This is a genomic window from Verrucosispora sp. NA02020, from assembly GCF_013364215.1.
Lineage (GTDB): Bacteria > Actinomycetota > Actinomycetes > Mycobacteriales > Micromonosporaceae > Micromonospora.
In genome coordinates this window covers 2,125,512-2,145,309 of the sequence record NZ_CP054923.1, presented here as the reverse complement: position 1 = coordinate 2,145,309, position 19,798 = coordinate 2,125,512, and the positions used below count along the sequence as shown (strand labels likewise).

Here is a 19,798-nt window from a genome sequence, read left to right as displayed (position 1 = left end):
CGTGACCACAGCCCCTGACGACAGCCCCTGGGTCGCTGCCCTCCATCGCGGCGCGAACCAGCAGCACCCGGTCGGCACCGGCATCGTCATCGACACGAACCTCGTCCTCACCTGTCACCACGTGGCGTTCGCCGCCGACGGCACCCTTCACGACGACCTGTACGTCGCCTTCCCGCTCGCCCCGAAGGTCACGTACTTCGACCGGCGCAAGGTCGGACAGTGCCTGCACGACGGCAGGCAGACCGCCCACGTCGACCTGGTCCTGCTCGAACTCGTCGAGCCGGTGCCGCCCACCGTCGTCCCCGCACGGCTGCGCTGCCTGGAACCCAAGCCCCTGGTGGATCGCCCCTTCTGGGCGTTCGGATTCCCGGCACAGATCATCGGCGGCACCTCGGCCACCGGCTCCGTGACCGACACCGGCGGATACGGCCACGTCATGATCGACAGCGGTGCCGGTGGAGCGTTGAAGAAGGGGTTCAGCGGCGCTGCCGTCTGGTCTCCGGAGTACCAGGCGGTGATCGGCGTCGTCGTCTCCGCCGACGGCAACGGCCGGGGACAGGCGGTGACGCTCCACTACGCCGACGAGCAGATACCCGAGATGAAGCTCGGGACGCTGTCGGCCTGGCGGATCGAGGACACCGACGACACCGCGCTATCCGCCTGGGGCTGGGCACTCAGCGGCGACGGCGAAGCCGGCCGGCACTGGCTCCCCCGCGCCCGGGGAGTGGCGGTCGACACCGAGGGCGGCACCCGCTTCCGGGGACGGAAGACCGCCCTCCGTCGCATCGTCGACTGGATCGACGGTGCGACGGCGGTCACCGGTCCACTGATCGTCACCGGGTCACCCGGCGTCGGCAAGTCCGCGGTCCTGGGACGGGTCGTCACCACCGCCGACCGACAGATCCGCGCCACGCTTCCCGCCGACGACGTCGCCGTCACCGCCACGGTCGGCTCCGTCTCGTGCGCCGTGCACGTCAAGGGCAAGACCGCCGACGAGGTGGCGACCGAGATCGCCCGCGCGGTCGCCGTCGACCTGCCGGCCGCGCCCGCCGACCTGGTCCCGGCGGTACGCCGACGACTGGAGCGCCGGCCCGTCCCCTTCGCTCTGGTCGTCGACGCGCTCGACGAGGCCGTGGACCCCGGCCACGCCCGCCAGATCATCGACGAGATCCTGCTGCCGATGGCACAGGAGTGCGGCCGGTACGGTGCCCGGGTCGTGGTCGGCACCCGCCGCTCCGACGACCGTGGTGACCTCATCGCCTGCTTCGGCGACCAGGCCGAGTTGATCGACCTGGACACCTCCGAGTACTTCGCCGAGTCCGATCTCGTCAACTACGCCGAGGCGACGTTGCAACTCCTCGGTGCCGAGAGGCCCGCCAACCCGTACGCCGCACCCGGTGCCGCCGCGCCACTCGCCCGTCGCATCGCGGCCCTGGCCAAGGGGAACTTCCTCGTCGCCGGTCTCGTCGCACGGGCGCACGCGTTGCGCGACATCGACGCGGTCGATCCCGCCACCGTGTCGTTCACGGCGACCGTGGCGTACGCGTTGGACGCGTACCTCGCGGGTCTGCCGGCGGCGGGTTCGACCTCGGCCCGGCTGGCTCTCACCGCACTGGCGTACGCCGAGACCCCGGGGCTGCCGCTCGCCCTGTGGCAGACGGCGGTGACGGCGTTGGGCGGTGGGGTCACGGAGGCGCAACTGCTCGCGTTCGCCCGCACCTCGGCGGCGAACTTCCTGGTCGAGACCGGTGGCGGGGCGCAGCCCGCGTACCGGCTGTTCCACCAGGCCCTCAACGACGCGTTGCTGGCCGAGCGCGACGCCCGCGACGCACGACGCGAGGACCAACGCCGACTGGTCTCCGCGTGGGTCGACCGGGCCGCCGCCGACGGCTGGGACCGTGCCCCCGACTACCTCCTCCGGTCGCTGCCACCACACGCCGCGCGGGCCGGGCTCGTGGACCGGTTGCTCGCCGACGAGGGCTACCTGCTCCACGCACACCTGGATCGCCTGCTCACCGTGGTCGACACGGAACAGCTCCCGACGGCCCCACTGCCGCAGGCCCGAGCCCGCCTGCTGCAACGCACCCCGCTGGCGGTCGCGGCGGAACCGGCCGAACGGGCCGCGCTCTTCTCGGTCGTCGATCGCCTCGACGGTCTGCGCAGCGGGATCACGGCGGCACAGGCCCCTTACCAGGCGCGGTGGGCGCACACACCGCCCCGCCAGGAACGCAGCGTGTTGGACGGCCACTCGCAGGCCGTCTACGACGTCGCCGCCATCGAGATCGACAACCGGCGGCTCCTCGCCTCCGTCGGTGACGACGGCACCCTCCGGCTCTGGGACCCCCTGACCAACCAGGTCGAGTCGGTCTTCACCTGCCACGACGACACGGTCCGTGGGGTGTGCGCCGTCCGCACCGGTGCCGGCGAGGTGCTGATCGCCACCGCCGGCCACGACGGCACGGTGGGGCTCTGGGAACCACGGTCCGGCCACCGTCGGCACGAGCTGCGCGGGCACGACGACTGGGTACGCAACATCTGCGCCATTCCGCTGCCGACGGGTGACCTTCTCGCCTCGGCCGGCGACGACCGGACCGTCCGCGTGTGGGACCCGGTGAGCGGCACCCAGCGGTACGAGTTGACCGGCCACGCCGGCTGGGTGACGGCGGTGACGTACGTGCCGGCCGCCGGCCGCCACCTGCTCGCCTCGACCGGCTACGACGGCGTGATCCGGATCTGGGAGCCGACCGTCGACGACCGGCCGACTCTGACCCTCACCGGTCACGTCGGCTGGGTCACGACTCTCTATGCGGTCCGGACACCCGACGGCACGCTGCTCGCCTCGGCCGGATACGACGGCACGGTCCGCCTCTGGGATCCGCTGACCGGCCGGCAGGTGCAGGTCCTCGAAACCGGCGGGCCGCTCACCGACCTCTGCACGGTCGAGGTCGACGGGGGGCTCCTGCTGGTGTCCACCGGCGAGGACGGACTCATCCGGCTGTGGGAGGTGCCGACCTGGGCCAGCCGCCCCAGCCTGCGGGGACACGCGAACTGGGTCCGCGCGGTGTGCGAGCTGCGCACGGCGAAGGACCGGATGCTCGCCACCGCCGGAGACGACGGCACCGTACGGCTGTGGGATCCGGCGGGCGGCCAGCCGGACACGGTCGCCGACCAGGACCGGTTCGGTCCGGTCGCCGCCCTCTGCCCGGTGCCCGGCACGCAGGGGGTCCTGGTCGCCTCGGGTGGTGTCGACGGCCGGGTACGTGTCTGGAACGCCGGCACCGGCGAGCGGGTGCGGGAGTTCACCACGTCGGGCGGGCCGGTCAACGCCATGTGCGCGATCGCGGACGACGAGGAGCCGCTCATCTTCACGGCTCAGGACGACGCCACCGTCGGGTCGTGGGGCTCCCGGGACGATCAGCCGGTGCACGAGATGAGCGAACACCACGCCCCCGTCGCGGCGGTCTGCCCGCTCGTGGTCAACGGCGAGACGGTGATCGCCTCGGCCGGCGACGACCAGGCCATCCGGCTGTGGCATCCGCACACCGGCTCGGTGCGCGGGGTCCTGCTCGGACATGTCACGCGGGCGTGGGTGACGGCCCTGACCACGGTGACCTGGCCCGGTATCGAGGCACTCGCCTCGGCGGACAAGAGCGGCACCGTGATGCTCTGGGCCGGCGGGGACACCCCGATCTGGACCCGACAGGGTCATCAGGACGCGGTGACCGCGCTCTGCGCCGTCCCGGTGGCCGGCCGCCCGATGCTCGTCTCCGCCAGCGCGGACCACTCGATCCGGATGTGGGACGCCGAGTGGGGCGAGCCGGTGCGGTGGTTCACCGGGCACACCGCAGCCGTCACCGGCCTGAGCCTCGTCCGGATCGGCGGTCGTGACCTGCTCGCCTCGACCAGCAGGGATCGCACGGTGCGGATCTGGGACCCGGCCACGGGTCGACTGGTCCGCACCATCCCCGTCTATCACCCGGCGCTCGCCTGCTGCACCGTGGAGGACACGCTGATGGTGGGGCTGGATCAGGGACTGCTCGCGTTGGCCGTCACCGGCTGACGCCCGATCGGGCTGGTGGGCGATACTGGGTTTGAACCAGTGACCTCTTCCGTGTCAAGGAAGCGCGCTCCCACTGCGCCAATCGCCCGTGGAGACCGCCGGCACCAGAGGTGCGGGCAGACTGCGAGCGGACGACGGGATTCGAACCCGCGACCCTCACCTTGGCAAGGTGATGCGCTACCAGCTGCGCTACGTCCGCGTGCCCCCGCGAAGTGCCGGGGACGCGCCAACTCTACCCGATGACAAGATCGCTCGATCGGCCACCCCACTTCCCGGAGTGATTGTGCCGGTCACCGTCGGGGTACAGACCTTCCCGACAGCACACCCGCGCCCCTGGAAGAAGGAGGCTGTCATGGGTATCGGAACCAGTGTTTTCCTGCTCGCGCTCGGCGCGATCCTCACCTTCGCGGTCAACGCCAGCATCGGTGGTCTCGACCTGGACGTGGTCGGCTGGATCCTGATGGCCGCCGGCGTACTCGGTCTGATCATGACCACCCTGGTCTGGGGACGCCGCCGCCAGGTGGTCGCCACCGAGCAGCCGGCCGAGTACCGCCGGGTCGAGGAGCGCCGGGACGTCGCGCCGCCGCTGTGAGCGGCGCCCGACGATCGGCGCGGCGGCCGAGGGAGCTGATCGGTCGCCCGGCACACATGACGATGGCGGCCACCGGGAACGGTGGCCGCCGTCGCTGTCCGCACTAGGGCCTGGTCCGGTTCAGGACGCCGTTCAGATAGAGCCCCTCCTGGCAGGTCCCAGGCGTGGCGGCACCGACCGGGGTGCCGGGTTGCCGGCACTCGACCGTGAGGGTCACCCGCGATCCGGCCGGTACCCGGATCGGGGTGACCGAGTGGTAGTCCTGGTTACGGAAGTTCTCCAGGCCGTAGGTGACCACCCGCACGTCGTCGGCGGTGATGGTCAACGTTCCGGTGTCCCCCTGCGGGTTGTCGACCAGGAAGTCCGTGAGCAGGAGGACCCGGTTGCGGGGCACGGTGTAGCTGCGGGACGCCGTGCTGCCGGGGCTGGTCCGCAACGTCAGCGCGGTGGCGAACTGTCCACCGCCGGTCGCGGCCGCCGGGGTCGGTGACGGACTCGACGGCGGGGCGGCGGGGTTCTCGGCGCGTTCCTGCGCGACGGCCTCCCGGGCCGCCTCGCCGGCGGCTTCGTTCGCGGACGCCTCCATCTGGGTCGCGGCCTGCGCCACCCGCTCGTCGGCGGCCTCCTGGGCGGCCGACTGCACCGCCGGACGCAGCAGGCCGAACCAGAGCGCGAGCAGGAGCAGCAGCAACGCCAACAGCAGCGCCAACAGTTTGAGCAGCCACCCGGAGAGGACGGGCTGCTGCACCAGGGTGCCGTCCAGGGTGATCGCCCGACCGTCCCGGTCGGTCAGCAGGGCCCGGAACGGCAGGTGACGGGGCGTGCCGCGCCAGAGCAACCGCTTCGCCCGTACCCGGAGTCCGGCCTCGAACTGCTCGCCCGCCGCCAGGACCATCGCCGTCGGGCGGGCCGCGAAGTGCAGTTGCTCCGCCCCGTCGGTCGCGGCGACGGTCAACTCCTCCCCGATGTTGCCGCCGTTGAGCACGGCGAGGCGGTAGCGGGCACCGAGCCGGGCCCGCCGCACCTGCGGCCGGAGTTCGGCGGCCACCTCGGAGAAGGGCGCGATGGTCAGCAGACCTTCCTCGACCGTCGCGGTCTCCGGCGCCTCGGACGGGACCACCCGTACGCCGTAGGGCAGGTCCCCGGCGCGGACCTCGGAGGACCGGGGCGGGCGCACGGTGAGCACGACGGTCTCGCTGGCGCCGGGATAGAGGGAGACCCGGGGCGGATCGAACGTCGCCCACGCGTCGGGCACGCCGACGATGGTGAGGTCGTACGCTTCGACGACGTCACCCGAGTTGCGGATCGTCACCGGGATGTCGACGCTTTCTCCCGGTACGACCACCGTCGGGGTGTCCACCAGGCCCAACGAGACGCTCATGTCCGCCCACGGTAGGCGGGCGTCGACGCCTGCCTACCGTCCGGCGGGGAACCGGCACGGGCAGAACGGTTGCCCGTTAGGTCCACGTTAGGTGCACGCGAAGTCACACCGACCATGCTCTGCGTACCGGCGTGGCACCCGCTGCGCCGCGCCGTCCGGGCCGGACCACCGGGACCGGGTGTCGAGGTGTGGGGGAGGCTGGAGATGCAGCGTGTCACGGTGAGCGTCCACGCGGAGGACCCGATCTCGCGGTCGGGGGTGGAGAGCCAACTGCGTGCCCGACCGGACCTGTGGGTGATCGAGCCGGGCCGGGAGACGCCCGAGAGCGTCTCGCTGGTGGTCGTCGACGTGCTCGACGAGTCGGCCATCCGGCTGCTGCGCCGCCTGCACCGCACCGGCCCGGCCAAACTGGTGCTGGTGCCGGCCCGGATCGACGACGCCGGCCTGTCCCAGGCGGTGGAGCACGGCGTGGTGGGGCTGGTCCGCCGCACCGAGGCGAGCGCCGAACGGCTCAGCCACATCGTGCTGGCCGTGGCCCGTGGTGAGGGTGCGCTCCCGGCGGACCTGCTGGGTCGGCTGATGGCCCAGATGGGGCGGTTGCAGCGCCAGGTCCTCGAACCGCGCGGGCTCACCCTGCTCGGGCTGAGCACCCGCGAGGTGGACGTGCTGCGGCTCGTCGCGGACGGGCTCGACACCCGGGAGATCGCCGGCAAGCTGTCGTACTCGGAGCGGACCGTGAAGAACGTCCTGCACGACGTCACCAGTCGGCTGCAACTGCGCAACCGGGCGCACGCCGTGGCGTACGCGCTGCGCAACGGCCTGATCTAGGACGTGGTTGCCTCAACGGGCGGGCCCCGCTGCCCCCTCGGGTGCCCCACCGGCCGAGGCGGCCGGCCGCCGGGGCACCGCAGGATGGCGGTGGCCATCCCGTACGACGTCCGCCTCGCGAGGTCCACGTGCGACGCATGATCGGAATCCCTGTCGTCCTGGCCGTGCTGCTCGTCGCCGCGCCGCCACCCGGCACAGGGGTCGCCGTCGCCGCGCCCGCGCCGGCCCCGACCACGCCACCCGCTCCGGCCCCGAACGACGCCCTGAGCCAGCGGATCGCGTACGCCGGCACCGGGCACCGCAGCCTCGGTGTCGTCACGGGCGAGGGCGCAGCGGCGACGGCGGCACCGTTCTTCGGCCCCGGCCCGGGCCACTTCGACGACGAGGTCTCGGCCCGGGGGTCGACGGTGACCTGGGTGGGTCGGCGGGACGCCCGCACCACCGAGGTCTACCTGCGCCGGGGCACGGGTCCGGTGCAGCGGGTCACCCGGAACTCGACCGACGAGTCCCGGCCGGTCCTCTCCCCCGACGGCACCCGGATCGCGTACAGCTCCGCCGCCGGGCGGGCCGACGGCGCGCACGACGTCTTCGTGGTCGACGTCGCGGGCGGTGACAGCCGACGGGTGACCGACGGCACCGGCGACAACAGGTGGCCGACCTGGTCGCCGGCGGGTACGACGCTGGCCTTCGCCGGGCTGCGCGGCGACGCCACCGTCCCGCAGGTCTACCGGATCTCCGCCGACGGCGGCCCCGCCGTGCAGGTGACCACCGAGCCCACCGGGGCCGCCGAGCCGGCCTGGGATCCGATCCCGGCGCACGGGCGCCTCGCCTACACCGTCGGACCGGCCGAACCGGCCCCCGAGGTGTGGCTGATCGCGCCGGACGGCACCGGTCGGGCCCAGATGCTGCCCGGCGGCTGGCAGGCCCGACAGCCCGCGTGGACCGCCGACGGGGCGACCGTGGCGTTCGTCAGCCGGACGCTGCCGGACGGCGGATCGGCCGGAGACGTCGACCGGCTCTACTCGGTGCTGGTGCAGGAGGACGTGTGCCAGTGCGTGGTGGTGCAACGACTCGACGAGAACCGGGACGTCACTCATCCCACCTGGTACACCGTCCCCGGCAGCGACACCGAGTCCCTGCTGGTCGGCCGGACCAGCGCCCTCGACCGGACCACCGCCACCCTCCAGGACATCCGGCCGGACGGGGTGGACCCGCGTGACCTGGGCGTACCGGTGCTCCGCGAGGACCCGGGGGCGCTCGACAACTCCTTACTGCTCTGGGAGCCGGAGGACGGTGACCCGTGGTTCGAGCGGCAGGCGTACTCCCCGGACGGGCGACAGATCGCCGTCACGCGGTTCGAGACGGTCGACGGCGTACGGACCGAACGGCTCTGGATCGTCGACGCCGACGGGGGTCGACCCCGCCTGCTGCCGATCGCCGGGCGGGGCAGCGGCGACCGGGAGACCGACCCGGCGTGGTCGCCGGACGGCACCCGGCTGGCCCTGGTCCGCAACTCGCCGGGCGACGGCCCGGGGGGACGAACCCCGTCCCGGATCGAGGTGGTCGACGCCGTCGACGGGGAACTCCTGCTGGACCTGCCGGTCCCGGCCCCGCTGGCCGGACTCGACGACACCCAGCCGGCCTGGTCGCCCGACGGCACCCAGATCGCCTTCACCCGGGGCACCTACCGGGGTGAGGTGTCCACCCACATCTGGACCGCCAACGCCGGCAACGGCCTCGACCAGACCGACCTGACCGAGACGATCTGCGGCGTCGCATGCCCGGTGGTGGACGACAGCGCCGCGTACTCCCCGGACGGCACCCGGCTGGTCTTCAACCGGGAGGCCGACGGTCTGGTCCTGCTCGACCTGGACGACGGCGACTGCCGCCTGCTGCTGCCCGCCGGTGGCGGATCCTGCGCCCTGCCGGTGCCCGACTCCGAGGACGCCCCGCACCAGCCCCGCGACGTGGCCTGGTCGCCGGACGGCGAGCGGCTCGCCTTCTCGGCCCGCCGCGCCGAGGGCAACAACGCACCCGAGGCACTGTGGAGCTACGACCTGGCCGACGGCACGGTCGGCCCGCTCACCGCGCACCTGCCCGGACGGCAGAAGGAGCCGAGCTGGCAGCGTCGCGTGGACGTCGCCACCACCGTGTCGGCACCGGCGCCGACCACCACGGTCGGCGGCCGGACCGCGCTGCGGCTCGCCGTCACCGACCAGGGGCCGACCGCCGCCGACGACGTGCGGGGCACCCTCCGCGTACCGGCCGGGTTGTCGGTGACCGGCCTCGACACACCGGCCGGCGAGTGCGACCTCGCCACCCTGCGCTGCGCGCTGGGCCGCGTCGAGGTGGGACGTACCGTCGAGGTCCGGGTCGACCTGGTGGGTACTGCTCCCGGCAGCTTCGAGGTGGGCTGGTCGGTCGAGACCAGCCCGACCGACGCGGACCCCTCGGACAACGCCACGGTGACCACCGTCCGGATCGTGCCCGCGCCGGCGGGCAGCCCGGCCGACCCGACGATCACCGTCTCGGTCGACCCGCAGCCGGGATACGTCGGCGGTGTCGTCACCGTCCGCTACACGGTGCGCAACGCGGGCGGGACCACCGCGACCGGCCTGCGGGTCCGCGCCGACCTGCCCGACGGGGTACCGGCCGGCGGGCTCCTGCCCGACTGCCGCGACGACGGCTGCCCGGTGCCGGACCTCGCCCCCGGCGCCGCCGCCACCGTGGGGGGCACACTCGCCCCCGGCGCGGCCCTCGACACGACCGTCCGGGGCACCGTCTCCACCACCGGCGGCAACGCCGACCTCGACAACGACACCGCCACCGCGCGGCTGCGCGTGCTCCAGCCCCGGATCGTGGCGGTGCCGGAGATCGGGCCGCCCGGCTTCGTCGCCGCGATCCGGGGAGTCGACTTCCCACCCCGGCAACCGGTCCGCCTGGCCTGGGACGTCGGCATCACCGCCACCGCCGCACCGGTCCGACCGGCCGCCGACGGCACCTTCACCGCCCAGGTGCTGGTGCTGCCGAAGGACCGGCTGGGCCAACGCCGGGCGGTGGCCACCGGCACCGGGTTCCGCCCGGTGAGCACACCGTTCCTGGTGGTGCTGCCGGCCCAGCAACCGCCCGGACTGCTGCGCCGCAGTTGGTGACGACGATGGGAGCGGGCGCGTGATACACGAGATCGACGAGGCCCTACGCGGGCTGGTCGCCACCGAGGAGCTGACCGGCACCGGCGTGGAGGTGTCGTTCGACGCACCCACCCGGGACTGGGCGACCCGCCGCAACGCACCGACGGTGAACCTGTTCCTCTACGACATCCGGGAGGACCGGTCCCGGTACTTCCAGGGCCGGGTCGCCGAGCGGGACGCCACCGGCCAGACGGTGGCCTGGCACGACTCGCCGCACTTCTTCGCGCTGTCCTACCTGGTCACCGCGTGGACCAACCGGCCCACCGACGAACACCGCCTGCTCGCCACCCTGCTCGCCGGTCTGATCCGGTACGACGAGCTGCCGGCCGAGCGGATGACCGGCTCGCTGGCCGCGCTGGGCCTCTCGGTGCCGATGTCGGTCGCCGCACCACCCGGCGAGGGGCGGGCGCTGGCCGACGTGTGGACCGCGCTCGGCGGCGAACTCAAACCGTCGCTGGACCTGGTGGTCACCGCCCCGGTGTCGACCCGCCGGTCGCCGGCCGCGCCGCCGGTGCGGGAACGGACCGTCCAGGTCGGCGACCTCACCGGGGCACGGGTGAGTCGGCGCACGCACACGGTGACCGATCCCCGCCGGGACGGCGACGGTCGGTCCCCCGGGCCGGGCGGTCTGCGGTGAGCGGCACGGACGACACGGCGTACCTGTCGGAGCGGCTCGCGCTGGTCGCCGCCCGGGTCCGGCAGGCGGTGACCGAGCGCCGCCGGAACGACCCCGATCCGGACGACGCCTTCCGAGGGCTGTACGTGTCAGCGGACCACGCCGAACGCCTCGCCGCCGTCGCGAGCACCGGGGTGGGATGTAAGGAGGGGTCCCCTGCTATACACGAGGCGTTAGCAGGGGACCCCTCCTTACATCCCGGCGGGGACGAGCCGCGACTGCTCCGGCTGGCCCGCCGTTTCGGACTCACCCCGTTAGACGTGGACTTCCTGCTGGTCGCGCTGCTACCCGACGTCGAAGCCCGGTACGAGAAGCTCTACGGCTATCTCCACGACGACGTCAGCCGGCGTCGGGCCACCATCGGGCTGGCCCTGGAACTCTGCGGGATCCCCGCCTCGGCGGTCACCGGACGGTCCCGGTTCGCCGGCTCCGCGCCCCTGGTCGGTGGCGGGTTGGTGCTGGTCGAGCAGCCGGACCAGCCGTACCTGTCCCGGCCGTTGCGGGTGCCCGACCGGGTGGCCGGGTACCTGCTCGGCGACGACACCGTCGACGCCCGGCTCACCGGGTCGGCGTGGCCCGTCGGGGACGACACGACCCCGCCGTCCGACACCGCGCACCGCCTCGGCACGGCGGTACGCGCCGGGGTGCGCCTGGCCTACCTGCGGGAACAGCCCGGCGCCGTCGCCGACGACCTGGGGGTCGCGGCGCTGCTCTCGGCCGGCTGGGCGGTGCTCCGGCTGGACCTGGACGCGCTGGTGGCGGATCCGGCCCCGGCCGACGTGCTGACGGCGGCGGCGCGGGAGGCCCGACTGCGTGGTGGCGGTCTGGTCGCCGGGCCGGTCCAGGCACTCGACCCGATCGGGCAGCCGGCACACGCCCGGCTGCTGCGTCGGGTCGCCGAGCAGCCGGTGCCGGTGCTGCTCACCGGGACGGTCGAGTGGGATCCGCACTGGAGTCGGCAGGCGCCGCTGCTGGTCACCGCCGCACCCCTGGACGAGCAGGGCCGGGCCCGACTGTGGCACACGGCGGGTGCCGCGCGGGCCGCCGACCGGCCCGAGGGCTGGACCGACGGCGTGGACCCGGCGCGCGAGCTGGCCGCGTACCTGCTCGGTCCGGACCAGATCCGGCGGGCCGCGCAGGCCGCCGACCAACTCGCGCTCTTCGAGGGCGCGGACCGGGTGGACGCCGGTCACCTGCGCGCGGGGGTACGCGGACAGAACGCCGGTGGCCTGGCCCGGCTGTCCCGGCGGATCGAGCCCGGCGTGGGCTGGCCCGATCTGGTGCTGCCCGACCGGGTGCACGACCAGTTGCGGGAGCTGGCCCTGCGGGTGCGGTACCGGGACCGGGTGCTGGGCCGGTGGCGGATGCGTCCCGGCGGCGGGCGGGGGCGTGGGGTGCTGGCGCTGTTCGCCGGTGACTCGGGCACCGGCAAGACCATGTCGGCGGAGGTGGTCGCCGCCGATCTCGGCCTGGACCTGTACGTCGTGGACCTGTCCACGGTGGTGGACAAGTACGTCGGCCAGACGGAGAAGAACCTGGAGCGGATCTTCACCGAGGCGGCCGGTGTCAACGGCCTGCTGCTCTTCGACGAGGCGGACGCCATCTTCGGCAAGCGGTCGGAGGTCAAGGACGCCCGGGACCGGTACGCCAACCTGGAGAGCGCCTACCTGCTGCAACGGATGGAGTCCTTCGACGGCGTCGCGGTGCTCACCACGAACCTGCGCGCCAACCTGGACGAGGCGTTCACCCGGCGGCTCGACCTGATCGTCGACTTCGCCATGCCGGACGTGGCGCAGCGGCGGGCGCTGTGGGACCGCTGCCTCGGCACCGAGCTGCCCCGCGACCCCGACCTGGACCTGGACTTCTGCGCCGGCAGCTTCGAGCTGGCCGGTGGCAGCATCCGGGCCTGCGTGGTGACCGCCGCCTACCTGGCGGCGCAGGCCGGCCGGCCGGTACGCATGGCGGACCTGGTCGGTGCGGTGCAGCGCGAGTACCGCAAGCTCGGCCGACTGCTGTTGGAGAGCGAGTTCGGCGCGCACCAACCACGCGGGGAACCCGCGCGGGTCCACTGACGAGGGGGCAGCGATGCGAGCACACGACCCGGCCGGCCGCGACGTCTCGGCCCGCCCCGTCACGCCCGCCAAACCGGAGACCACCGGTGCCGAGCAGGCCCGAACGGAGACGGGTGCGGTGCCCGTCGGGCCGGTCGGCGTCGGGCCGAGTGGTGCGGCGGCCACCATCCTGGACCTGCAACAGCGGGCCGGCAACGCGGCGGCCACCCGGGCGGTGCAGCGGATGCGGTGCGCCGACCCGGACCACGGCCACGAGTCGGAGCCGATCCAGCGGTCGGCGGTGAACGAGGTGCTGCGTTCGGCCGGCAGCCCGCTGGCCGGGCCGGTACGGCAGGACATGGAGGCCCGGCTGGGCGCGGACTTCTCCGACGTACGCCTGCACACCGGCGCGCTCGCCGAGCGTTCGACGGCGGAGGTGGAGGCCCGCGCCTTCACGTCGGGATCGCACGTGGTGATCGGCCGGGGCGGGAGCGACCGGCACACCCTGGCCCACGAACTCACCCACGTCATCCAGCAACGCTCCGGCCCGGTCGCCGGCACCGACAACGGTCACGGCCAGCGGGTCTCCGACCCGGGTGACGCCTTCGAACGGGCAGCCGAGGCGAACGCCCACCGGGCCCTGAGCGCGCCGCCGCCAGCGCACGACGTCCAGCAGGCACCGCAGGCGGGCATGTCCGCGCCCACCGAGTCGTCGGCGGGTTCCCCCTCGGTGCAGCGGGTCAGCGCCGACGAGTTGCACCGGGAGCCGCCCGGTCCGTCGGTGCAGGTGCGCGGGCCGCGCCGGTCACGCTCGAACCGGCGTCCCGCCACCCAGGTGGACCAGGCGGCCGCCTGGACCCCACTGGACGCCGCCTACCGGGCAGCCACCGGGCAGATCCCGCACAAGGAGCGGATCCGCCTCGACACCGACCTCACCTCGCTGAGCGAGATGAGTCCACCGGGAACGGGATACCAGCTCGGCACCGCGCTTACCAACGTGGCGCAACAGGTGGGCATCACGTTGGCGGGCGGGGTCACAGGTGCCCGTAGCAACGCGGAGATGATGGAGGAGCTTGGTCGTCTTGATCCGGCCTCCCTGCCGTACTGGCAGGCCCAGGACGGCAGGGACCAACAGCTCGCCACCGACGCGGTGAACAGGGAGGCGCAGTACCAGAACGAATCCGGGCCCGAGAACGCGCAGGCCCGACGGGATGTCACGACGGCCCTGCTACGCGGGATCCAGATGCCGGCGGCCGACGCGACGGACATGCTGCTGACCTTCAACGACGGTCTGGTCATCGGCGGAGCGCACCGTGCGGAGCCGTTCTTCGCCTGGGCCGTCGACCATATGGCCCGGCTACGCCAGAACGGGGTACGGACGCTCTATCTGGAGTCGCTCCGGGAGGACGTGCACCAGAACCTGGTCGACGCTTATCTCGGCAGCGGCGTGATGAGCCGGGAGCTGACCAACTTCTGCAACACCTACCAGCGGTCACACGCCGTCGACCTCGCCGGATTCCTGGCCGAGGCACGGAGCACGGGCATGCGGGTCAAGGGCACCGGCGGTCGGCCCGCGCGCCAGGTCGGCATGAACATCCACAATCGCGCCGTCCTGCTGAACACCTACGGTGAACAGGTGGTCCGGCGAGACCGGGCGAAGACCGTCGCCTCGGGCGGCGACCCGGGCAAGTACCTGATGCAGGCCGGCGAGTCACACGCCAAAGCCCACACCAATTCCCCGGGGACCCCGGCGGTCGCGGGCGGCACGGCACTGCCCAACGAGTTCCCCGGCATCAACGAACTGCTCGACGTGCCCGCCGTGCGACTGGAGGACAACATGGACGGTAGGAAGGGATTCCGCGCCATCTGATCCGCGCACCTTCGTCGAGGGGCCTGGGCCCCTCGACGAAGGTGTCCGGCCGGTCCGGCCTCATCTGGGGGCGGGTCTGATCTCGTCCGGGTCGTCGGGCTCGGGCGCGGCGACCGTCGGCTCGTCGGCGACGAGCTGTGCGTAGTCGTCGCCGGTGCCGACCAGCGCGGTGAAGATCTCCCGCAGCCGGCGCTCGTCCTGGCCCGCCCGGTTGATCTGCGCGGTCAGCTTGGCGTCCTCCGCCTTGAGCTTGCGCAGCCAGTCGCCGCCGAGCGTGACCCGCATGGTGTCCAGCTTGCCCACCCCGATCTTGTCCTGCTTGAGCCCGCCGACACTGGACGCCGGGTTGGCGGTCGCCTCGGTGGACTTGGCGGTGTGGCGGTATCCGACCGGATTCCGCGGGGCGTTCGGATCCGACTTGGACAGCCCGATCGCATGCAGCAACGTGTCCGCCACCGATTCGGGGGCGGTGGTCTCCAGGCCGATCTGGAGCCAGCCGATATCGCTGCTGGTGGGCGGTTTGTAGACGAGCAGGATGTGGCCGTGCACGCCGTTGGGGAGCACCACGTCACCGTTGAAGTCACGGCTGCCGATCCCACCGGCCGCGATGTCCGCGCCACGCTCGTCGCGACGGGGGTACTTGAAGAGTTTGCCGGCCGTCGCCTTCACAGCGCCGACCTCGCGCAGCGTCTCCTCGCTGCCGCCGGTCATGTCGTGCGTGCTGAACGCCCGCTTCGGCAGGTTCCGCATCCCCAACCACTCCGGCAGCGACCTGCCACCGATCGGTTCCGCCGTCTCCTCCCGGGGGATCTCCACCCGGACGTTGACCCGCCCGCCGTGCGCGAGGGCCCGCGCCACGGCTCCGGTGTGGTGACGCCACTGCCGGTCCGCCGAGTACTTGCCCTCGGCGCCGGCCACCTCCAGACCCTGTTGGATGATCACGAACAGCCGCCGGAGCAGCGTGTTGGCCTGCTGGTTCTTTCGGTTGAACGCCTCGATCTCCTGCGCACTGAGTCCCTCGGTGCTCTCCTGGCCGGCCTGGAGATCCGGGGCGGCGAGGGTGGCCGCGAACGTGTCGCGCACGTCGGTGGTCAGTTCCGCTTCCAGTTCCGCACGCAGCGGGTCACCCTCGGGTACGGACCGCATCTTGATGCCCCGGGCCAGCACGTACGCGGGGGTGTCGCGACGGTTCCCGGGTTGCGTCCGCCGATCCCAGGCCACGGTCGCGGCGAACAGCCGCCTTCCCGGCGGCAGTTGCAGCCAGTCGTAGTACTTGCCGGTGTCCAGGTACCTGTTCGCCTCCTCGAGCGACCCGGTCTCGGCCTGCACCGCACTGCCGGGACCGGCCGCCTCGATCGCATCCCGCTCAGCGGGGCTGAGCAGCGGTCCCCGGGACAGGCGCGGGGTGTAGTCCGGTGCCGCCTGCTCGGTCGCGGCCGACTGGGCACCGCCAGGCGCCCGCTGCACCGGCAGGGCGGGTGCGCCGCCGTGCTCACCGGAGAGTGCCGCAGCGACGGCCGCGTTCCCGGCGGCGTGCTGAAGCGCCATGATCGGATGTTCCGGCCGGGCACCGGACGCGGTGCCACCGCGACGGACCGACCCTCCCGTACCGCGCTCGCCCTGGTCCTGGCGCCACTCTCCGGCCCGCATCGTGCTCCTTCCGGCCCGCCGGACGTCCTGCCGTCCACAAGTCTCGCGGCCGGACGGGCAGGTGACGGTGACCGCGAGGGCACATCTCCGGGAAAGGCACCCGGGTCGGATCGGGAAGTGCCGGCGACGCGGGCGGGCATCGGCGGCGCACCGCTCAGGCCAGCCGCAGCACCCGCTTGAGGAAGGTGACCGCCTGGTGGATGGCCGCCTCGGCCGCCTCGGTGCCGCGCAACGCGTCGAGCATCACGAAGTCGTGGATGACCCCCTGGTAGCGGGTCGCCGAGACCTGCACACCGGCCGACCGCAGCAGGTGGGCGTACGCCTCGCCCTCGTCCCGCAGCACGTCGGCCTCGGCGGTGACGACCAGCGCAGGCGGCAGTCCGGCGAGGTGTTCCGGGGCTGCCCGCAGCGGCGAGGCGGCCACCTCGGCCCGCACCGCCTCGTCCGGCGCGTACTGGTCCCAGAACCAGCGCATGGTGTCCCGGCGCAGGTGGAAGCCCTCGGCGAACATCCGGTACGACGCGGTGTCGAAGCGGGCGTCGGTGACCGGATAGAACAGCACCTGCCCGACCGGTCGTGGCGTGCCGCGCCGCTTGGCCAGCAGCGTCACCGCCGTCGCCAGGGTGCCGCCCACCGAGTCACCGGCCACGGCGATCCGCTCACCGTCCAGGTCGGCCGCACCCGGTCCGGCGAGCCAGCGCAGCACCGCGTGGCACTCTTCGACCGCCACCGGGTAGCACGCCTCGGGCGCGAGGCTGTAGTACGGGAAGACCACGGCGGCACCGGTGCCGACGGCCAACTCCCGGACCAACCGGTCGTGGGTGCCGCAGTTGCCGAGGACCCAGCCGGTGCCGTGCAGATAGAGGATCACCGGCAGCCGGCCGATGGCACCGGCCGGTCGGACCACCCGGACCGCGATCTCGCCGCCCGGCCCGCCGGGCACCACCCGCTCGTCCAGGTCGGCGTCGGGCCTGGCGAGGTTCCCGGACTGGAGGTCGTCCAGGACCCGCCGGCCCCGCTCCGGCCCGAGCTCGTGCAGGTACGGCGGTCGCGCGGTCGCCTCGGCGAACCGTCGGGCGGCGGGTTCCAGCACGATCCCGGCGGGGACGTCTCGCCTGAGGATGGGCATCCGACCACTCCCGGGATCCGGGCCGCGAACGCGGCGGAGACTCCGGGGTGTCCCCCGGGTACGCGGAGCCTCTCCGGCCCCCGTCCGGAAAGACATCCGCCATCTGACGGCACTCCCGGTGGACTGCCCCTTCGGGTAGTGGCCGCTTCCCCGCCGCCCGCCCGTCGAGTCATGGTTGCCGCCACCGGGCGTGACCAGACTTCTCCTCACGGATCGCCGTCGTGCCCGAGGGAGCGTGTCATGCCGTCGTACCTGTCACCCGGGGTGTACGTGGAGGAGGTGCCGAGCGGTTCGCGCCCGATCGAGGGTGTGGGCACCGCCGTCGCCGCCTTCGTGGGCTTCGCCGCCAGGGGGCCGTTCCACACCGCGACCCTGGTGACCAACTGGAGCCAGTTCGTCCAGACGTTCGGGGAGGCGCTCGACGACGCCTACCTCGCGCACGCGGTGTACGGCTACTTCGCCAACGGCGGCGGCATCTGCTACGTGGTGCGGGTCGGTGCCCCGGAGGCGGCGACCGAGGCGACCGGGTCGACCAGGGCGGGCCGCACGGTCACCGGGCCGTCGGTGGCGCTCGGCACCTTCACCGTCACCGCGCTGCCCGGTTCCGGTGACGCCGGTGAGCTGACCGTGGAGGTGGCCGACGTCGAGGGCGAGTCCGTGCCGGAGGACCGGTTCCGGTTGGTCGTCCGGCAGGGCGGCACGGAACGGGAGGCGTTCGACGTCTCCGCGAAGCGCAACACCAAGGCGTACGTGGTCAACCAGGTGCGGGAACGGTCGAAGCTGATCGCGGTCGAGGAGGCGGCACCGGCGAGTTCGCTGGCCCGGCCCTCCAAACAGTCGGTGAGCGTACCGCCGGTGCCGGCCGAGGACGCCGGCCTGCCCGCCCGGATCTCCGCCGACGACTACGTCGGTGACGCCGACGCCCGGACCGGCTTCGGCGGGCTGGAGGCGGTCGACGAGATCACCATGATCGCGGTACCCGACCTGATGAGCGCGTACCAGCAGGGCCGGATCAGCCTGGAGGACGTCAAGGCGGTCCAACTGGCGGTCATCTCGCACTGCGAGCAGATGGGCGACCGGATGGCGCTGCTCGATCCGCCGCCGGAGCTGACCGCCCGGCAGGTGCTCACCTGGCGGCAGGAGGAGGCCGGGTACGACTCCCGGTTCGCCGCGCTCTACTACCCCTGGGTCAAGGTGTTCGACCCGGCCAGCGGGCAGCACCGGTTCCTGCCGCCGAGCGGGCACGTCGCCGGCCTGTGGTCGCGTACGGACGCGGAGCGCGGCGTCCACAAGGCACCGGCGAACGACGTGCTCCGGGGCGTGATCGAGGTGCAGAACTCGGTGACGAAGGGCGAGCAGGACCTGCTCAACCCGGTCGGCGTGAACTGCATCCGGACCTTCCCCGGTCGCGGCATCCGGGTGTGGGGCGCCCGCACCCTCTCCTCGGACCCCGCCTGGCGCTACATCAACGTGCGCCGGCTGTTCAACTACATCGAGGAGTCCATCCTGCTCGGCACCCAGTGGGCCGTCTTCGAGCCGAACGACGAGCGGCTCTGGGGCACGATCCGGCGCAACATCGCCGCCTTCCTCACCGAGGAGTGGCGCGGCGGGGCACTCTTCGGCAGCACGGCCTCCGAGGCGTTCTACGTCAAGTGCGACCGGGAGACGAACCCGCCGGAGTCGGTCAATCTCGGCCGGGTGGTCTGCGAGGTCGGCGTCTCCCCGGTGCGGCCCGCCGAGTTCGTCGTCTTCCGGATGTCGCAGTACTCCGACAGCACCAGCCTCGTCTCCGAATGACCCGACGCGTACCCACCCAAGTGACGGCAAGGAAAGGACGGTAGCCAGCGATGGCGGAGACGGGCGACACCTTCGTAACCCACCGGTTCCAGGTGGAACTGGGCAAGGCACGGGTCGAATCGGTCCAGGAGGTCAGCGGCCTCACCGTGGAACTCGACGCGATCGAGGTCACCCAGGTCACCCCGACCGGGGAGTACATCATCCGCAAGATCCCGGGGGCCCGGAAGGGCGGCGAGGTGACCATCACCCGTGGCCTGGACAAGAGCAGCGCCTTCACCGAATGGATCAAGGACACGTACGAGAAGGGCGCGATCAACACGGCCCGACAGAACATCAGCGTGATCGTGGTGGACGCGGAGAACTCTGAGCAGCGCCGCTGGGACCTGAGCAACGCCTGGGTGAGCCGGTGGGAAGGCCCCAGCCTGCGGGCCGGCGACACGTCCCCGGCCACCGAGAAGATCACCATCGTCTTCGAGGAAATCACCAGTTCCTGAGGTGCACCGCCACGGACCGCGTGAAGGGAGGTAGCGGCGGCCACTCCCGGCCCGACTCGGGCCGGGTCCGCACGCCGTG

General features: G+C 72.9%; 12 protein-coding genes and 2 tRNA genes. 9 read left to right on the top strand and 5 right to left on the bottom strand.

All coding sequences use genetic code 11. From position 1 onward, the window contains the following. The first annotated feature begins 1 nt into the window (after position 1). Positions 2 to 4,060, top strand: a complete 4,059-nt coding sequence (locus HUT12_RS09405) for a trypsin-like peptidase domain-containing protein (protein ID WP_176093127.1) — start codon at positions 2 to 4, stop codon at positions 4,058 to 4,060. A 13-nt stretch (positions 4,061 to 4,073) separates the two neighbouring features. Here HUT12_RS09405 and HUT12_RS09400 read toward each other — a convergent pair. Both HUT12_RS09400 and HUT12_RS09395 read right to left on the bottom strand, forming a co-directional pair. After that, positions 4,074 to 4,148, bottom strand: a tRNA-Val gene (locus tag HUT12_RS09400). 38 nt (positions 4,149 to 4,186) lie between these two features. Then, positions 4,187 to 4,259 (bottom strand) — tRNA-Gly (locus HUT12_RS09395). Between the two features lie 153 nt (positions 4,260 to 4,412). On the opposite strand from HUT12_RS09395, the gene HUT12_RS09390 reads away from it, so the two are divergent. After that, positions 4,413 to 4,652 carry a DUF6458 family protein gene (locus HUT12_RS09390; RefSeq protein ID WP_131051342.1) on the top strand — a complete coding sequence of 80 codons (240 nt, stop codon included), beginning with the start codon at positions 4,413 to 4,415 and terminating at the stop codon, positions 4,650 to 4,652. Between the two features lie 103 nt (positions 4,653 to 4,755). Here HUT12_RS09390 and HUT12_RS09385 read toward each other — a convergent pair whose 3' ends face one another. Continuing rightward, on the bottom strand, positions 4,756 to 6,033 hold the full coding sequence (locus HUT12_RS09385) for a hydrolytic protein (protein WP_176093126.1): 1,278 nt from the start codon (positions 6,031 to 6,033) through the stop codon (positions 4,756 to 4,758). A gap of 219 nt (positions 6,034 to 6,252) precedes the next feature. Between HUT12_RS09385 and HUT12_RS09380 the strand changes: the two genes are divergently transcribed. The 5 genes from HUT12_RS09380 to HUT12_RS32580 all read left to right on the top strand — a co-directional run bounded on the left by HUT12_RS09380 (position 6,253) and on the right by HUT12_RS32580 (position 14,649). Then, entirely contained in the window at positions 6,253 to 6,861 is a 609-nt protein-coding gene (locus HUT12_RS09380; RefSeq protein ID WP_217705967.1) for a response regulator transcription factor, read from the top strand. A 137-nt stretch (positions 6,862 to 6,998) separates the two neighbouring features. Then, positions 6,999 to 10,013 (top strand): DUF11 domain-containing protein, encoded by a 3,015-nt coding sequence (locus tag HUT12_RS09375; protein WP_176093125.1) that lies wholly within the window; start codon positions 6,999 to 7,001, stop codon positions 10,011 to 10,013. A 19-nt stretch (positions 10,014 to 10,032) separates the two neighbouring features. Beyond that, the gene (locus tag HUT12_RS09370; RefSeq protein ID WP_176093124.1) at positions 10,033 to 10,689 is read left to right on the top strand and encodes a DUF4255 domain-containing protein; all 657 of its coding nucleotides are present in this window, start codon (positions 10,033 to 10,035) and stop codon (positions 10,687 to 10,689) included. Continuing rightward, on the top strand, positions 10,686 to 12,800 hold the full coding sequence (locus HUT12_RS33155; protein WP_176093123.1) for an ATP-binding protein: 2,115 nt from the start codon (positions 10,686 to 10,688) through the stop codon (positions 12,798 to 12,800). Before HUT12_RS09370 ends, HUT12_RS33155 begins: the two co-directional genes overlap by 4 nt. 13 nt (positions 12,801 to 12,813) lie before the next feature. Then, complete coding sequence (locus tag HUT12_RS32580; RefSeq protein ID WP_254876756.1) at positions 12,814 to 14,649, top strand: DUF4157 domain-containing protein; 1,836 nt, start codon at positions 12,814 to 12,816, stop codon at positions 14,647 to 14,649. A 60-nt stretch (positions 14,650 to 14,709) separates the two neighbouring features. Here the strand turns inward: HUT12_RS32580 and HUT12_RS09355 are convergent, their stop codons facing one another. Next, positions 14,710 to 16,197 (bottom strand): hypothetical protein, encoded by a 1,488-nt coding sequence (locus HUT12_RS09355; protein WP_217705966.1) that lies wholly within the window; start codon positions 16,195 to 16,197, stop codon positions 14,710 to 14,712. A 256-nt stretch (positions 16,198 to 16,453) separates the two neighbouring features. Next, entirely contained in the window at positions 16,454 to 17,428 is a 975-nt protein-coding gene (locus HUT12_RS09350) for an alpha/beta hydrolase (RefSeq protein WP_131054087.1), read from the bottom strand. A gap of 240 nt (positions 17,429 to 17,668) precedes the next feature. Between HUT12_RS09350 and HUT12_RS09345 the strand changes: the two genes are divergently transcribed. Together HUT12_RS09345 and HUT12_RS09340 are read left to right on the top strand one after the other, a co-directional pair. Beyond that, complete coding sequence (locus HUT12_RS09345) at positions 17,669 to 19,225, top strand: phage tail sheath subtilisin-like domain-containing protein (protein WP_176093121.1); 1,557 nt, start codon at positions 17,669 to 17,671, stop codon at positions 19,223 to 19,225. A gap of 50 nt (positions 19,226 to 19,275) precedes the next feature. Further along, positions 19,276 to 19,719, top strand: a complete 444-nt coding sequence (locus HUT12_RS09340) for a phage tail protein (RefSeq protein WP_131054089.1) — start codon at positions 19,276 to 19,278, stop codon at positions 19,717 to 19,719. The last annotated feature ends 79 nt before the right edge of the window (positions 19,720 to 19,798 follow it).

Bases quoted from the DNA above. Each gene is read 5' to 3' on its own strand.
- HUT12_RS09390 (WP_131051342.1), top strand. From the start codon at position 4,413: ATGGGTATCGGAACCAGTGTTTTCCTGCTCGCGCTCGGCGCGATCCTC.
- HUT12_RS32580 (WP_254876756.1), top strand. From the start codon at position 12,814: ATGCGAGCACACGACCCGGCCGGCCGCGACGTCTCGGCCCGCCCCGTC.
- HUT12_RS09340 (WP_131054089.1), top strand. From the start codon at position 19,276: ATGGCGGAGACGGGCGACACCTTCGTAACCCACCGGTTCCAGGTGGAA.
- HUT12_RS09385 (WP_176093126.1), bottom strand. From the start codon at position 6,033: ATGAGCGTCTCGTTGGGCCTGGTGGACACCCCGACGGTGGTCGTACCG.
- HUT12_RS09345 (WP_176093121.1), top strand. From the start codon at position 17,669: ATGCCGTCGTACCTGTCACCCGGGGTGTACGTGGAGGAGGTGCCGAGC.
- HUT12_RS09355 (WP_217705966.1), bottom strand. From the start codon at position 16,197: ATGGCGCTTCAGCACGCCGCCGGGAACGCGGCCGTCGCTGCGGCACTC.
- HUT12_RS09375 (WP_176093125.1), top strand. From the start codon at position 6,999: ATGATCGGAATCCCTGTCGTCCTGGCCGTGCTGCTCGTCGCCGCGCCG.
- HUT12_RS09350 (WP_131054087.1), bottom strand. From the start codon at position 17,428: ATGCCCATCCTCAGGCGAGACGTCCCCGCCGGGATCGTGCTGGAACCC.